This window comes from Streptosporangium sp. NPDC023825, from assembly GCF_040639575.1.
In the GTDB taxonomy this organism is placed as follows: Bacteria; Actinomycetota; Actinomycetes; order Streptosporangiales; family Streptosporangiaceae; genus Streptosporangium.
This window is the reverse complement of sequence record NZ_JBFAAE010000111.1, coordinates 1-14,766: the sequence shown is the minus strand read 5'-3', so window position 1 is coordinate 14,766 and position 14,766 is coordinate 1. Positions and strand designations below refer to the sequence as shown.

Here is a 14,766-nt window from a genome sequence, read left to right as displayed (position 1 = left end):
CACAGAGAGCCAGGCGGTCCGCAAGGATTGACGATCATCTCCGTACTCACCGACAAGGAGATCTTCAGCGAGATCCGACGACTCCGCACGATCGCTGAATCCGTCGAGCAGCAGAGCTCGGGGCCATGACTACCGTGCCACTGGTCTCGGCGACGGAGAATTCGCCGTGAATACTCGTGACCAGCCTGAACCCTAGTTCAGCGCCCCTACGCGCCATGGTTCATGTACTTCCCAACCTGGCAGCCCGATCATGGCTTCCCCCTGTTGCGCGATCATTGAGTGATGAGAGCACGAGTGGGAACCTTCCGATGGCCAGACCTCGAACTCGGACGGAGCATCGAGGATCCTGCCCATGCCTGCGAATTGCTGGAGATGTACGTCGGCCCGCAGGGAGAGCCAAGCGAGGAACGGTTCCAGCTCACCGTCTGCACCCCGTCGGCCCTCGCCGATCAGCTGCGACGTCATCCCTTCCTCATCGGCCGCCACCGGCTCTTCGTGCCCGAGTTGCGTCCCGCCGAGGTGACCACGTGGCTGAGCGACCGGATAGCGGTGCTGGAGGCTCCGACGTGGAGCGAACTCGCCGAGAAGATCGGTCGGATCGGAGAGTGGGAGTTCGAGGACTACGACGGCTGAAGCCTCCGAGCCCAATCGGCACTCAAGCACCAAATCATAGATCGACCGTGCTGCTCGTAGTTCCGAAACTTAAACGATTATGAATACGGCTTAGGGTTAACTCACGCGTTCTTCTTCTTGACCTGTTGCCCTCCATACGTTCTCAGGGCTTTCGCTATCTCGTGCCGGCCTGCGCGCAGAACATTTATGGGGCAGAGCGCGATGGCGCCCTGTTTGGGTATAAACCTGGCTCCGCCTCCGAAAGTGTCGAAGTCGGGGAAAATATCAGCTTCCTCCAGCCAGACCACGACATGAGGGTTACCATTGACCTGCTCGATGTCAATAGCGCTAATCACCGACCAAGGAATCCATGTCGTCCCACTACGTGCGAAGAGCTGCACGCCCTGCGCTCCAACCTCTAGACGGATCGGAGCCCGTGCCATCTGCGCGAATCCTAAAGTCAATAACAAAGAAAAGGTGGCTCCAACGCCAAAGGCAATTCGCGCAAGTACCGAGAGGTCTGGCGTAAAGGCGAGAAGAACCATGAGTAGTCCCAACAGCGTCATGAGGAACGTCAAGACCCAATAGGTCCTATGACGTGCTTCAAAGGTTACATAGACGCCCTCATCGTTGCCACGATGGGAACGCCCAACATCCCATCTCAAGCCGGTCGTTCTGACTGGCTCTGGCGGACGTGCTGTATCGGGCTGTTGGCTGGCTGCTCGATTGGGCGCCAACGCAATCAGGCCGGCGGACTGTATAGCACGCCGACTGGGCACCGAGAGCTTCTCGGCTTGCATGGTCAGCCGAAGTCTCTGGTACAAGAAATCAATCGTCAATAGCTCGGGACCGTTGGACACTCCCTCACGGAGCAGTTTAATCAAGCGGCCACTGAAGGCTGTGTGTTTCTCCCCAGGCAGCTTGAGCGCAACCTCATTTCCCTGCGCAGACGTTAAAATATAGGAACCATTGACATCAAGCTGGCCCAACACCGCAGTGCTCGGGTCAGCCATGAGATCGCCTATCGCTCGGCCCGAGAAACAACAGTCAAGGATTACGACCCTATTGCGAGCTGGGCTGTCGAGAATCGCTCCGCGAAGCTTGTCATACTCCAGCGAATTAAACTCAGGAGCATCCCATTCACTGTCAGGCAGAGCCAAATAAAGCTCGTGTCGTCGGCTCCCGACCAGCCCATGTCCCGCGTAGTACACGAAAAGTAGGTCCTCCGCCTCGCTGGCGGCCTCCCTGAGTTGGCTGCCTAGCCGACGCACATCCCCCTCGTCCGCCAGCGTGAGGCAGTGTTCGGGAGAGAAAATTCCGTATACAGGGTCGGTAAGCACGGCGGTGAGATCGTGGAGGTTTTGGCGAACCGCTGGCAACTGGGTTAGTTTGCCGTCGACGTACTGGCTGGTCCCTATGAGTACGGCACGAGAACGTTCACGCTCGGGAAGCCGCACTGCTCAGCCCAACGACTTGTCGTTCAAGGCTTGTTCCAGAAGAGCCTCGATCCGGCCCTCGGATACGCGTTTGGCATCGACCTCGACACTTCGATCTCCGATCTCAACCCGAATGGTGACATCCGATCTGCGTGGCTGCGACAACCAAGTCCTCAACGACATGGCGAGGGCAGACAATGTTCCTCCGGAGCCGAGAGCGACGATCACAGCGTCGGTAACTCCTCCAAGCTCGCCTTCCTTGGGTAGCGGTGCAGACTTGCGCACTCGCCCTCTGATCTCCGGCTCCATTCCAAGCCAGTCACGCAGAGATTCCAAATGTCCAGATGAGTCTGGGCCGTCGGCAACTGTGAGTCGAGTCTCCATCTTCCGCCTCCAAGTTAGGCTCTTCCCGAGAAGCCCTCGGTTAGGTGGAAGGCTTCATAACGGCTCCAGCGAGGTATGAGAGCTTACTAGTTAAAGATTTCTTACGGTCGTCAATGAGGTGATCTCGGCAACTTTCACGTCAGATAGTCGCGCCTGAAATGGGTGAGAATAAGCATAGATCTGATGATGTGACTGGTTTTTGGACTTGGCGGAGGATACGCCAGCGTTGTGTGAGCAGGGCGAAACTGCGTTCTCCCAGGCAGCGCAGGAGCGCGTTGCGATTGAGGGTGTCGGTGTCAAGAGGCCGGTCGTCGGCAGGTAGGTCGGACTCAGTCTGTGGTCGATCGCCATGCTTTCCACCGTAGGCGCAACTCAGGGAGCAAGGTGGCCAGGCAATCGCGCGTCCGTGGCGGTGCGAAGAGGAGTGGTGACCCCATAGTCCACATACCCCAACTGTCCGCGTCCGGAGGAAATCCTTCCAGGACGTACGCATCGGCCTCGGATTCCAGATCAGGCTGGCGGCCCGAGGCTTCTGTCCTCGGTTATCGTGCGTCTGTGACGCTCACCGATGCCGAAATGGCCGCCTTGCTCGCGCCCGCCGGGTTCCGCTTCATACAGCGGAGGAGTCGGGAGGACGTCCGATTGCCTCCACTACCACCGGGATACTCCGCCGCGAGTGCGGGCCCCGAGCACGGCCGGTTCGATTCTCTCCCAGATGAGATAGCCGATGTCGACGCCCCGGACATGGCCGACAAGCTCAACGCGGGCTGGTTCCGGATGGCGACGGAGTACGGCCTCTTCGACGATGACCGCGAGTTTCTGCTCGGGGTCACCTACACGGAAAGCGATGACGGGGACGATCGGGAGGTCCACAGAGCTTGGGCCCAGGTGCGACTCCTTGATAAATGGGACCTGGTCGCGAGCGAGGTAGATCAGCTGCGAAGCTGGATGGCGACGATGTTCACGACGCGCTTCGTGCCAGAGTTCACGATGGTGTCCCTGGACGGGCAGATGATGATGAACACCACCGTCTGGGGCGACGGCACCGTCAGCACCATCGCCATACGCCCTCACAACGGCGCTCCGCAGACTGGGTCCTGATTCAAAATGCGGCCCAGTGCCGTTGGATGTGATGCTGAAGGGTGTGGAAGGCATTACCGGCGAAGAAGTCACCGCGGATCGCGTCAACGAGTGGTTGAGCGCGTGGCAACTCAACCAGGGCTATGCGCAGGATCATAATCGAGGTGAGGCCCGGCGGATCTGGGCACGGGTTGCTTTCGCCGCTCTCGACGGTGCCGAACAGGCTGGCTACCCCACGAAGAGCGCGAACGCGAGTCGCTTTAATCTTCGAGCGTCGCTGATTGCCGATCTCGTCCCAGACGATGATCTGTTGTGGAGCCCGGACAGGTTGGCCTCAAATGTCCTGGAGGCTCTGCCCCTGGGACTGGAGCAGGCCAGAGACTGGGCGATCGATTGGCGCACCCGCCCTCGACACGAGATCTTGGCTCTGCGCACATGCAAAAGCTTCCTCGGCCCGATGGAGTTGATCGTCGATCGACTGGCGGCAGGTCCGGTAAGAACTCAGATCGATCGCTGGCTGGACCTTCGAACCCACCTGCCGTGACGTGCCATATGCGTGCAATGATCATGGTGGCGAGAGCATTGTGGAGGTGTCGCGTCGCAGGTCACGAGCCGTATGATGTCGGGAACAGTCACGTCCTGTAAAACCATCGGCCCTCTAAGATTGGGAGCCAACGAGGCGTAGGACATCGGATCGAGCTAAGCGGAAGCCGTTCGGTGACTTGCCGATCATGAGGTGCCTGAGCTGAGGATTACCACCATAGCCAGGCACAATCAGACCGTGGACTTCCAGGATTTCCTGCTTCTGAAAGCTGCTCGGCTCTGTCCTGTCGACGTCCGGACCGAGGACGTCGGCATCAGCGTGGCTGACGTGCTGGAGTACCTGGAACATGACGAATGGGAGACGGCCCTCCTCCTTCTCGAAGAGCTCGGTGACGCGCATCCTCAGTTGCCTGAGTTCTGGAGCCTGCTGGCCGATGCCGCTCGCCTGATGGGGCTTCAGGGGGACGCCGAGTGGTGCGAATGGCGATGTAGCGAGGCTCGCAATGGTGCCGTTCGTGCCGATCTCTGCCTCACCAGCACCGAGGACGGAGGCCGCACGAGACCCGTACCTCTGCGCGGAGTGCTCCGGCCCATGTGGGACATCGGCCTTCGCACGCCCAAGGATGAACCCCTGCTTGGCATCGCCCGCCTCTGGGTCGAAGGTCGTGATCCGTTGGAGCCGGGCGGGTGTGGGTCGGTGAGATTACTTCCCCTGACCTTCGAGCACTGGCGGCACCTCAAGCCAGGCGATGTGATCACCATGCACGAGATCCGAGCCCCTATCGGGGCCGCGCGCATCACCGGGATCAGCCTGCCTGTGACAGCCGGTTCCTAGTTGCAGTTTTAGTTGCAATCCAGCCCTGTTCAACCCCGTTCCGGAGGGACCGGCCGCGCCCGTTGGTCCAGGTGGAACCGATCTGAACGGGCAAGATCAGAGCTGCTAATGCGGTTTGGTGCAGTGATGATGTCGCCGCACAGACGTTGGCCTCACGATCGCCTGGCGATGGTTAGGCCCGGACGGTGTTGGGGCGATCGGCGGTCCGGAGCTTCGTTCCTCAGCACCGGCCCACTGAGCACCATGGATATGTAGGGAAATCGTGCAAACAGTGTGAAATTACTTGTCCCGGTGTGGCGTGGCCGCTGGTTGCTCCAGAAGACTTCACGCCGTGTCGATTGCATCCAGTGAGAAGAAGCCCCTGCGTCGGCCAGCGCTCACGATGGTGTTGCTCGCGTGGCTCGTGCTGGTGGCGCTGGAGTACTTCTGGATTCCGTTGTTCAGGGTGGCCGAGCTGTTCGCCTGGTTTGCGATCATGGTGGCCTGGTTGTGGATGATCGGTTGGTCGACCGTGGCGGCGCTGACCTATCTGTCCTTCAGGGCCTACGGTCGGTGTGATGCTGTGCTGTTGCTTGCCCTCGGCGCTGGAACGGTGGCCAGAACCACTCATTGGGAAACCCTGTATGCGGAGGGCCAGGTCTGGCTGCACCGGGATGCCTTCGCCGAACTCGCCGCCGACCATGGCAACGGCCGGCCGCTCACCGTGCCCGGGTGGATGAGGTATCTGTCGATAGACGGCCAGGTACGGCCACAACGCGACGTTCTCTATCTGCCGGTGTTCGAGGACTGGCGGGCGGAGAGCGGCAGGGGCATCGCCTATATACCGGGTTCCGATGGTCGAGGCACGACGGTCCACACGGCAAGCGGTGATCTCGGCAGCGCCACATACGATCTTGGAGGCGGCTGGTGGTGGGTGGAGTAGGCGCCGGATTGATCTTCTAGTCCGTACGTTGGGTGATCCGCCGAGTTCCAAGACACCGTCGCCGCGCCAGTGCCCTGACGCGTTGCCGTACGGCTCACCATGCAGGTGCGGGGGCGGGCTTCCCGAGCGGATCACCACGAGGAGTATGGGCAGCTCACGTGAGCACCGGCAAGTCCATTTCCGGGAGCCATCTTGGGAGCCATCGGGCCGTACAATCCCGGACCGAGCTGGACTGATATGAACGGATGACCCCTCCACGACCTGCGCGGTGAACTGGTCTGAACGCCTTTGGTGACTATTCGGGGACCTACGGATCAGAAGGTTGGGGTTTCGAGTACCTCCGGCCGCACACATGCAAGAAGGCCCCTGAACAGGCATTACGCCGTCAGGGGCCTTCTTGGTTTCTTGATCATCTGAGCTTCTTGCTAACACCCTTGCTAACAGGGGGCTCCCGCTGCTTTCCGATTTCTCACACGGGGCGAGCACGCCGTCCTAGGTTGGTCAGTCCGTGTCCATCCGCTCACAGATGCCGATAGGTCTTGTACTTCCCAGTGAGCGAGGATGCGGCGGCCTCCGCGACATCTTCCCGGGAGCCTGCGGCACAGGTGGTGAGGAAGGCGTGCACGGGCTGTCCCTGCCAGCCTGCCGCCGCCGCGGCAGGCCAGAAACGGAGTCCGTCCTCAGGTAGCCGGGGAGCCAGAAAATCGAGGATTCGGCCGATGGTCTTGTCGTCGGGAACCATGTGCAACATCGCCATCGCGCGGAAGGCTCCGTCGATGAGCCGGTCGTTGCCGGTGTCGAGGCACCAAAGAATCGGGGTGGAGCCGTCCTCCTGGTCCAACCGAACGAGCGCATCCCCGATCGCTGTGTAGACCATGGTGGCTTTGAAGGGGTGACGCGCGAGTTCGTAGAGGTACGGCACCGACGCCCGATGGTCGCAGGCGCCGAGTGCCATCACCAGCTGGTAGAGGGTTTCCCACGTCTGAGGACCCCCGGTTTCGCGCCGCAACGCTTCCAATAACGCCGGCCCCGCCGCTGGATCGGCGAGTTTTCGCAGCCGCTTGGCTCCCGACTGCCGACGAGCTGCCGCGCGATCGGCAAGTCGTCCGATCGCCTCGCCAAAGGTGAGCGCCACTGATTCTCCTTCATCAGTCGGTCAGCCGACAGATCCGTTATTCGTCCTCGTCCGCATAGCGCCATTCCTCAATCACCTACGGCGCAGACCGCGAAGGCCTTCGGGCCGCGTAGCCGCAGGGCATGGTGGCGGTGTCCGCCACGGTGGGGTCGCGGTCCACCACGTGCTGCACATGGCTGAGGGCCGAAGCCGTGGGGTCGCTCGCGTCGGTGACCCCGTCCCCAATCAGCCAGTCGTTCTCGTCATCATGGATCACTACGAGTGCAGGAAGCTGGCCACTCGACACCGTGCGTTGAACGACGGCTCCCAGCTCAAGGGGAAAGGGAACGGCATGTTCCTGACAAGCTGACTCATGGCAGGCAGTTTGCCATCCAAGTCTGACAGTCCTGATCGAGGTAAGCGCCGCTGACAAAGTGACTCTCCTTCCCCGAGAACCAAGCGCCAGGAACTCGGATCTTCCGTCTAAACAGATACACGAAGGCCCCTGAACAGGCCTCAGCCTGCCAAGGGCCCTCATGTTTCCTCGATCGTTCAGATTCTCTGCCGCCAGCTTGGCTCCTGCTACTCACCGATGGCGTTGGCGAAGACGTCGGCTGCGGAGGCTTCCGCCGCTCGAATCACATGGGCGTAGACGCGTAGCGTGATGGACGGGTCGGCATGCCCGAGCCGGGCAGCAACGACATGGACGGGGACGCTGGCCAGGAGCAGCGTCGTGGCGTGGATGTGCCGAAGATCGTGGAGCCGGGCGTGCGGAAGTGGATGCTTAGGCTTGGGACCTTTGGGCGGGTCGTTGTAGCGGCGGATCATAGTCGCGGTGAGTGAGCTGACCGTGTCGGGGTGGATGGGCTCACCCCAGCCGGTCGTGAACACGTGGTCGCTCGCTCCCTTCCACTCCTGCCCGGTCGCCAACTTGTCGGCGGCCTGCCTGCTTCGCTGTGCCTTCAGGACCTTGACCGTTCCGTCGTCGAGGCTGACGATGCGCTTCCGGCCGCTCTTGGTGGTTCCCTCGATGCGCTCGCCGTCGATGAAGGCGGCCGAACCGGTGATGGTGATCTGCTTGCCGTCGAGGTCGACGTCTGACCAACGCAGGTTGAGCAACTCCCCGCGCCGGGCACCCGTATAGGCGGCCACGTGGAAGAAGGCGGACAGTCGATGCGCGGACATGATCTGTAGGAAGGTCTTGAGCTGGTCGGTAGTCCACACCGTGCCGGGTTCCTGGACCTCCCGCCGGGGACGCTTGGCCCGCTCGACAGGGCTGGAGGAAAGGACTTGGTCGACCTCCACCGCGTCCCGGAACGCCTTGCGGAGGACCGCGTGCACGTAGTCGATCGTCCGCGCCGAGAGCTTGCGGCCGTTCTTGCCGCCGCCGGCCATCAGGTCCCGGTAGAGCTTCGTGATCGTGGCAGGACGGACGGCCTGAAGCTTCTGGCGCCCGATGTGGGGCTTGATGTAGCGGGCGATGATGTCGCGGTAGTCCTTGAGCGTCTTGGGCTTGATCTCGACCGCGTGTCCCTCGATCCACTCGTCGAGATACTCGCCCACGGTGATCGCGTTCCGGTCGACGTACTCACCGCGGCGAGCCTTCACCCGGGCCTCATCGCGAGCGGCCTTGGCATCGTCTTCGGTAGCGAAGCCGCTCACCCATTTGGGCTTGCTTTCGCCAGTCTCTGGATCCTTGACGCGAACTACGTATGACCAGGTGTTGCCGCGCTTCATGACACCGTCGCGGAGCTTGGGGGCGCTCTTCTTGTTCGGCTTCTCAGGGGTGCCGACGAGGGAGTTGGTCATGCCGCACGCTCCGCCGAGATCAGGTGAGTGATGTAGTCCTGCAGAGCCGAGACCGGGACCCGTCGGGAGCCGTCGATCCGGATCGAGGTGACCGCGCCGGAGGCGATCAGCTGATAGAGCTTGCTTCGGGAGACCGCCAGGGCAGCCGCGGCTTCGGGGATGGTGAGAAGGAGTCGGGTCATGAGCCACCCCCGGAGAGAGCAGGCAGATGGTTTCCGGTAAGGGCGCTTACCAAAAGGGCGTCACCGGCCGAGTGGCCCTGTCCGGCGTACTCCCAGTGCGAGACGACGAGCACGGTGTCCTCGTCGAATAGCGGCAGACGGCCAGTGGTGATGGCTTCTCCGCGCATGTACTCGGTGCGGGCGGCGCGGATGTCGCCGAGGGTGGTGGAGTAGCGGCGGCTCTTGGTGGAGAAGTGGCCGCGGAAGCCCAGCATGTTCGCCCATTTGATGAGCCGGAGTTCGGTCAGTTCGTCGATGGCGCCCAAGCGCAGGCACTCGGCGATGAGCCGCCGGGCGTGGTCACGGATCGGCAGGGCGGTCAGGTCGTCGAGGGGGTTGATACGCCGATCCAGGGTGCCGACGCATTCGGCGGCTTTGGTGGCGTACTTGGCGATATAGGCGGCTACGACCTGGTCGGTGAGGTCGCCGGTCATGGTGATCTCGCGGACGTCGAGTTGAGTGCCCCACTGGAAGGTCCGCGCGGGTTCGCCAGGTACCGCGGGGACGGTGACCGCGACGGCGGAGGCGGCGTGCTGTACGGCGTCGGTCAGCAGGTCGGCCGTCGCCCAGGCCGGTGGAGTCGTGGCCGGCCCCTCGGGGCCGTCGACGCGGATGACCGCGTGGAAGTGGACGACGCCGCGCCGCTGGTACTCGGCGACCTTGGCGAAGGAGATGACAGCCTGTTGCCGTAGCTCCCGCTGCGTCAGCCCGGCGTTCTTGGCGACGCGGCGGCGAAGAGCTTCGGTGAAGCGCCGCCACAGCTCCGGGGAGGTGGCGTTGAACAGCACCGAGCCCGCGTAGTCGTAGCAGTCTGGGCAGAGCGGTTCGCCGAGGCGGTTGTCGTCGGCCCTGTGCCGGGCGGTGCAGGACATAACGCGTCCGTGCGAGCAGGTGCTCGCGTCGCGGCGGGCGTGACACGGCAGGACGGTGCCGTTCTTCTCTCGCCGGGTGTGGACGGTGCCGAAGGAGGGGGCGGTGAGGGTGACGAACAAGCAGGGGTGAGCGGTGACCGAGGTCGGGACGCCTTTGCCGCCGGTCAGGCCGGCGCGGATGAGCTGGTAGGTGTCGGCCCGGTAGGTCTCGGCGCAGGCTGGGCAGCGGGAGGCGCGGCGGGTTTTGCAGGGGACGCGAAGGATGCCGTCCGGTTCGGTCGTGGTGGTGTAGGTGTGCAGGCGCTTGCCGGTGGCGGGGTCGAGGTGGTGGACGTGGCCGCGCAGGTGGATGGGCTGTCGGCAGCCGCCGGTCCGGCGGATCTGGGAGGCCCAGCGGGCGTATTGGGGGTCGTGGAGCCGGGTGATCATCCCGGCTACCGCGTGGGGGTTTGGCATGATGGGGTGTCCCTTCCGGGCTGTGGATGTTCGGTGTGGGATGGCCCCCGACGTGGCGGACGTCTTGGCGGATGTGTGGTCACGCCGGGGGCGCTGAGAACTCTCAGCTGAAGCCGAGGCCCTCGCAGTGCTCGCAGGTCTGGCCGTGGCTGTCGACTCCGGTACCGCCGCAGTGGCAGCACCGCCAGCGCTTGGGCGTGATGTCGACGGGCGGGGAGTCCGGGGTGTCGGTCATGTGATCCACCTGCTTCCGGTGCGCTTGGGCGCGGTATCGAGGAACACGCGCCAGGTGTGTGGCCGTTCGTGGAGCGGGATGATCGGCGAGATCGAGCCGATCGGGAGGATCGTGCGGATCTTGTTGGCGGCGTGGACGATTTCGGCGTAGGTGCCGTCGAGGCGGATGCGCATGAGGGTCTCCTTCAGGTGGGGTGGGGGCTGTCGCGCAGGGTGCGCAGCAGGTCGGAGGCGAGCTGACTGGACACCCCGAGGCGGGTGCGCAGGGTGTCGCGGGTGATGGGTCTGCCGTGCCGGGCGTGGTGTTCGTCGGCGACGCGGCGCGCGTAGTCGAGGAGCTCGCCCGTCGGTCCGGTGCCGTTCTGGCCGTTCTCGGTGTCGTTCTGATCCGGTACGGCGGGAACGGGCGAGGGGACGAGTACGGCGGGTTGGGCCGGTGTCTGCGGTACAGGGTCCGGAACGGGAACGGGTACCGGGGACGGTTCGGGACGGGGTTCGGAGGCGCGGCGCTCCAGCATGGAGACCGCGATCAGGAAGGCGCCGGCCGGGGTCGCGGCGGTGATCCATCCCCAGGGCGAGGGTTCGGCCTGGGCGAGGTTGGCGGCCAGGGACAGGACGATCCCGCCGACGAGGACGAGGGTGGGCCAGGAGATCCAGCCATCTCGTTCCCGTCCGTTCTTCTTGTCGCGTTGCCGTTCTCGGGCGGCCATGACACAGGTGAGGTCGACGCAGACGGCCACGGCCCAGGCCATCGGGCCGGACTGTCCGTGTTCGGTGGCGGTGTCGCGGATGTGGGTGAAGCTGGCCGCGCCGGCGATCGCCGCGAGGATCAGCACCGGTGCGGAGTCGGCCAGCCGTACGGCCAGGCGAGGCGCGGTCGCGGTCACGGTGGTTCCCCCTTCCAGGTCTGAGAGATCAGGCGATGAGTTCGACGGTGTCGACGCCGGGAAGCTCGTGGCCGAGGCCGGAGGCGGCGACCTGGTTCCACGAGGGAGCCATCTCGGCGTAGGCGCCCGCAGCTTGTTCGGCGGCCGTGGTGGAGACGTAGCCGGATCGGGCGCGGTACCACCGGCCGTCGGAGCCGGTGATCACGGCCACCCCGGGCAGTTCGGGGGCGATGGAGCGGGCGGCTACCAGGGCGTCGGGGTCGAGGTCGCCGAGGGTCATCACGGCGGTTTCGGGGTCGTTGACCCGGTGGCAGACCCGTCCGCCGATCTGGGCGCGCAGCGCGGTCACGCCGGGGCCGAGGTCGGAGCCGATCCGTTGACCGGACAGGATCAGGTGGATGCCGAAGGCGCGGCCGAGCTGGGCGATGCGCAGGAGTGCGGTGGCCGTACGGGTGACCTGATCCTTTTCGGCCTTGTCGGCGGTCAGGTACAGCTCGGCGAGTTCGTCAACCAGGACCACGACGGGGATGGGGCGAGCGGCATCGGGGAGTTGCCAGATGTCGCGTACCCCATAGCGGCGGCAGGCCAGCATCCGGGCGCCCATGACGGCGATCAGGTCGCTGAGCAGGTCGAGGCACTCGGTGCGGGTGGTGGCCAGCGCGGTGAGCCGGGCGGCGTAGGCGGACAGTTCGACGCCGCCTTTGAGGTCGAAGCCGACCAGGGCGACCGGTTGCGGGGCCAGGCCGACGATGAGCGCGTTGATCAGGTTGGACTTGCCCGACTGGGTGGCGCCGGCGTTCATCCAGTGCGGGATGAGCCGCAGGTCCATTCGCCAGGCCGCACCGGTCTCCAGGACGCCGACGATGGGCCGAAGCAGGTCCTCGGCCCGCCAGCCGTCGCGCGGTTCGGCCGGTGGGCAGGCGGGGGCGACGTGGGTCAGAGGGTCTTGGGTGATGCCCTGGAGGGTGACGCGGCCGGGGCGGGAGCCGACGACGCGAACCGCCTCGATGCGCCAGGCATGCGCGAGCCGTTCACAGACCTTGGCGTAGTCGTCGGGCACCTGGCCGTCGAGGAGGTGGAAGGTGATGCGGAAGCCGTGCCGTACGGGCCGGGGCAGGCCCATCCAGGGCTTGGTGTCGACGGCGACCCGCTGGAAGCGCCGCTTGACGCGTACGACGCCGGTGGAGGCGACCAGGCCGGGGACGGTGGTGAACCACCAGCGGTGCCGCTTCTTGGTCAGCCCGCAGCCGGAGGCGACGTGCCGCCAGGTCCAGCGCAGCCAGATGGCCTTACGGGGGAAGACGAGGGCGTACCAGTAGGAGGCCGGGGCCCAGCGGCGCCAGGCGATGAGCGTGAGCAGGATGGCGAGGAGTTTGAACAGGGGGTGGTCGAGGGTGATCACAGGTTCGCCCCCGCTCCGGAAGTGAGGGAAGCGCCGGCGGGGTGGAAGGCGGAGGCGCGGTAGGAGATGCCCCAGCGCCCGCCCTGCTCCCAGACGTAGCCGACCAGGTCGACGGGGACGACCTCCTCGCCGGGGGTGATCTGCGGTTCGGGGGTGGTGTTGACCTTGACGAGCTCCATCCGGCCGAGGTCGTCCTCGAACAGGAAGGTGAGTTCGTACATGACGTTGCCGTCCTTGTCACGCTTGATCTCGCCGGTGTCCTTGTTGACGAGGCGGGGCTTGGCGGCCTTGACGCAGGTGATCTGGAGCTTGGTGACGTCGACGGGGATGGGGATGGCGCGCATGATCGGTCCTTTGCTGGCTGGGATTCTTGGAACACATAGAACTCTTAGAATTCTATGTTGTCAATGAGTTCCTTGACGGCTTGGTTGGTTTCTTTACCGGGGTGTGCTGAACTGGAGTCGTGGTGCAGGACGGTGCATCACGACGCAGCGGGTGCGGCAGATGCGACGAGACGAGACATAGATGGCGGAGAAGACCGGCCAGCCGGCCTACTTGCAGATCGTCGACGAGCTGCGCGGCCAGATCCGCGCCGGCTCACTCGCCCCCGGCATGGCCCTGCCCTCCATCGCCCAGCTCGGCGAGCGCTTCGACGTCTCCGCCAGCGTGGTCAAGGCCGCGATCAGCGTGCTCCGCACCGAGGGGCTGGTGATCGGCCAGCAGGGCAAGGGCGTGTTCGTCCGCCAGGTCCCCGCCGAGACCTCCAAGCCCGAGGCGCTGGACGTGAACGCCGAGATCCTGGAGCAGCTCGCCCAGACGCGCCAGAGCATCAGAGAGCTGGGGGATCGACTCGCCGCTCTGGAGGCGGCAGTCTTCGCAGAGCCAAAGTGATCTCACCGATCCGGCAGGCCAACTCGTCCAGCTCTGCCCGAATCGCGGTCAATTCCCAGATGATCCGCTGGGGGTCGGCGTTCATCGGTTCCTCCCTTGCTCTGCGGTGTGTTTCGCGTTTCGCGATGCCTTAAGTTCACCGTGAGCTGGGGGTTTCCGGTATCACGCCGATCTAGTTAAGCTTCTTCAGTTCTCCTCAACGACCATTTACACATGCGTTTTCACATGCACGACCGCACGCCGCGCACCGTCCCCGAAGCGTGAAGGCGAAAGTATGCAATCGAAGACGACCCAGCGACCCGGCTGGATACCCTCCCGCCTGCGCGAACACCGCGACGCCCACGGCCTCACCCTGGAAGCCGCAGGCGAACGACTCCGCCAGGCGGCCGGTCGACACGGCCTGAGCGTCCCGGCCGCCAACTTCCAAACCCTCTGGGCACACGAGCAGGGAACCGTGTTCCCCGGCCCGCATTACCGGCGCGCCTACTGCCTGCTCTATGAAGCCACCGAGCCCGAACTAGGGTTTCGTCCCGCCCTGCCCGGTGAATCACAGAAAGCGGAAATTGTGATTTCCGATTTGCCCGCTCCCACTGATCCGGCCGCCGACAATGCCGCCGCCCTGGTCATCGAGGAGACGTTCACCAAGGTCTCCGTCGGCGGCATCGAGGCCAGTGACTCCCCTCCTGGACTTCTGCGTAGCCGCGTGGTCGACGCCTGGCGCAGGCGACACGGCGGAGGCAGCCCCCGCCCCATCCTCGCCCTGGTCGGTGGGTACGCCGGATCGGGCAAGACGGAGTTCTCCCGCTTCCTGTCCGACATCACCGGATGGGCGTTCCTGGACAAGGACTCCCTGACCCGATGCATCGTCGAGCGGCTGCTCGTCTCCCTCGGTGGCGACCCCAACGACCGCCACACCGACCTGTACCTGAAGGAGGTCCGCCCCTTCGAGTACCGGTGCCTCATGGAGACCGCGTGGGACAACTGTGAGACTTGTGGGGTATCGCCCGGGGCGTGAGTTTGGCCCGTGGGACAACTGGCGCTGGCTGCCCTGTTGAGGATCTGTCGGCT

Annotated in this window: 18 protein-coding genes; 7 read left to right on the top strand and 11 right to left on the bottom strand. The window is 64.3% G+C overall.

Translation table 11 applies throughout. The features are described 5' to 3' along the window. Positions 1 to 282 precede the first annotated feature (282 nt). Positions 283 to 633 (top strand): Imm8 family immunity protein, encoded by a 351-nt coding sequence (locus AB0G15_RS42365; RefSeq protein ID WP_362851203.1) that lies wholly within the window; start codon positions 283 to 285, stop codon positions 631 to 633. Between the two features lie 101 nt (positions 634 to 734). On the opposite strand, the gene AB0G15_RS42360 is transcribed toward AB0G15_RS42365, so the two are convergent. Together AB0G15_RS42360 and AB0G15_RS42355 are read right to left on the bottom strand one after the other, a co-directional pair. Further along, positions 735 to 2,069: a caspase family protein gene (locus tag AB0G15_RS42360; RefSeq protein WP_362851201.1), complete on the bottom strand. Its 1,335-nt coding sequence runs from the start codon at positions 2,067 to 2,069 to the stop codon at positions 735 to 737. A gap of 3 nt (positions 2,070 to 2,072) precedes the next feature. Next, on the bottom strand, positions 2,073 to 2,432 hold the full coding sequence (locus AB0G15_RS42355; protein WP_362851199.1) for a hypothetical protein: 360 nt from the start codon (positions 2,430 to 2,432) through the stop codon (positions 2,073 to 2,075). Positions 2,433 to 2,987: 555 nt separating this feature from the next. Between AB0G15_RS42355 and AB0G15_RS42350 the strand changes: the two genes are divergently transcribed. The 4 genes from AB0G15_RS42350 to AB0G15_RS42335 all read left to right on the top strand — a co-directional run bounded on the left by AB0G15_RS42350 (position 2,988) and on the right by AB0G15_RS42335 (position 5,812). Continuing rightward, entirely contained in the window at positions 2,988 to 3,533 is a 546-nt protein-coding gene (locus AB0G15_RS42350) for a hypothetical protein (protein ID WP_362851197.1), read from the top strand. Positions 3,534 to 3,549: 16 nt separating this feature from the next. Then, positions 3,550 to 4,056: a hypothetical protein gene (locus tag AB0G15_RS42345; protein WP_362851195.1), complete on the top strand. Its 507-nt coding sequence runs from the start codon at positions 3,550 to 3,552 to the stop codon at positions 4,054 to 4,056. Positions 4,057 to 4,293: 237 nt separating this feature from the next. Next, positions 4,294 to 4,890 carry a hypothetical protein gene (locus tag AB0G15_RS42340; RefSeq protein ID WP_362851193.1) on the top strand — a complete coding sequence of 199 codons (597 nt, stop codon included), beginning with the start codon at positions 4,294 to 4,296 and terminating at the stop codon, positions 4,888 to 4,890. A gap of 331 nt (positions 4,891 to 5,221) precedes the next feature. Continuing rightward, entirely contained in the window at positions 5,222 to 5,812 is a 591-nt protein-coding gene (locus tag AB0G15_RS42335; RefSeq protein WP_362851191.1) for a hypothetical protein, read from the top strand. A gap of 520 nt (positions 5,813 to 6,332) precedes the next feature. Here the strand turns inward: AB0G15_RS42335 and AB0G15_RS42330 are convergent. The 9 genes from AB0G15_RS42330 to AB0G15_RS42290 form a co-directional block, all read right to left on the bottom strand. After that, on the bottom strand, positions 6,333 to 6,947 hold the full coding sequence (locus AB0G15_RS42330) for a HEAT repeat domain-containing protein (protein ID WP_362851189.1): 615 nt from the start codon (positions 6,945 to 6,947) through the stop codon (positions 6,333 to 6,335). Positions 6,948 to 7,508: 561 nt separating this feature from the next. Further along, complete coding sequence (locus AB0G15_RS42325) at positions 7,509 to 8,735, bottom strand: tyrosine-type recombinase/integrase (protein ID WP_362851187.1); 1,227 nt, start codon at positions 8,733 to 8,735, stop codon at positions 7,509 to 7,511. Beyond that, complete coding sequence (locus AB0G15_RS42320; protein ID WP_362851185.1) at positions 8,732 to 8,917, bottom strand: helix-turn-helix domain-containing protein; 186 nt, start codon at positions 8,915 to 8,917, stop codon at positions 8,732 to 8,734. The genes AB0G15_RS42325 and AB0G15_RS42320 overlap by 4 nt, the downstream gene beginning before the upstream one ends. Then, positions 8,914 to 10,284, bottom strand: coding sequence for a replication initiator (locus AB0G15_RS42315; RefSeq protein ID WP_362851183.1), 1,371 nt, complete (start codon positions 10,282 to 10,284; stop codon positions 8,914 to 8,916). Before AB0G15_RS42315 ends, AB0G15_RS42320 begins: the two co-directional genes overlap by 4 nt. A gap of 103 nt (positions 10,285 to 10,387) precedes the next feature. After that, positions 10,388 to 10,519 carry a hypothetical protein gene (locus AB0G15_RS42310; RefSeq protein WP_362851181.1) on the bottom strand — a complete coding sequence of 44 codons (132 nt, stop codon included), beginning with the start codon at positions 10,517 to 10,519 and terminating at the stop codon, positions 10,388 to 10,390. Continuing rightward, positions 10,516 to 10,692, bottom strand: a complete 177-nt coding sequence (locus AB0G15_RS42305) for a hypothetical protein (protein ID WP_344899363.1) — start codon at positions 10,690 to 10,692, stop codon at positions 10,516 to 10,518. The genes AB0G15_RS42310 and AB0G15_RS42305 overlap by 4 nt, the downstream gene beginning before the upstream one ends. An 11-nt stretch (positions 10,693 to 10,703) precedes the next feature. Next, positions 10,704 to 11,405 carry a DUF2637 domain-containing protein gene (locus tag AB0G15_RS42300; RefSeq protein ID WP_362851179.1) on the bottom strand — a complete coding sequence of 234 codons (702 nt, stop codon included), beginning with the start codon at positions 11,403 to 11,405 and terminating at the stop codon, positions 10,704 to 10,706. 28 nt (positions 11,406 to 11,433) lie between these two features. After that, positions 11,434 to 12,807, bottom strand: a complete 1,374-nt coding sequence (locus tag AB0G15_RS42295; protein WP_362851178.1) for an FtsK/SpoIIIE domain-containing protein — start codon at positions 12,805 to 12,807, stop codon at positions 11,434 to 11,436. Further along, positions 12,804 to 13,151: a hypothetical protein gene (locus AB0G15_RS42290; protein WP_362851177.1), complete on the bottom strand. Its 348-nt coding sequence runs from the start codon at positions 13,149 to 13,151 to the stop codon at positions 12,804 to 12,806. The genes AB0G15_RS42295 and AB0G15_RS42290 overlap by 4 nt, the downstream gene beginning before the upstream one ends. 181 nt (positions 13,152 to 13,332) lie before the next feature. On the opposite strand from AB0G15_RS42290, the gene AB0G15_RS42285 reads away from it, so the two are divergent. Both AB0G15_RS42285 and AB0G15_RS42280 read left to right on the top strand, forming a co-directional pair. Beyond that, on the top strand, positions 13,333 to 13,698 hold the full coding sequence (locus AB0G15_RS42285) for a winged helix-turn-helix domain-containing protein (RefSeq protein ID WP_362851176.1): 366 nt from the start codon (positions 13,333 to 13,335) through the stop codon (positions 13,696 to 13,698). 577 nt (positions 13,699 to 14,275) lie between these two features. Further along, positions 14,276 to 14,713, top strand: a complete 438-nt coding sequence (locus tag AB0G15_RS42280) for a hypothetical protein (RefSeq protein ID WP_362851175.1) — start codon at positions 14,276 to 14,278, stop codon at positions 14,711 to 14,713. The last annotated feature ends 53 nt before the right edge of the window (positions 14,714 to 14,766 follow it).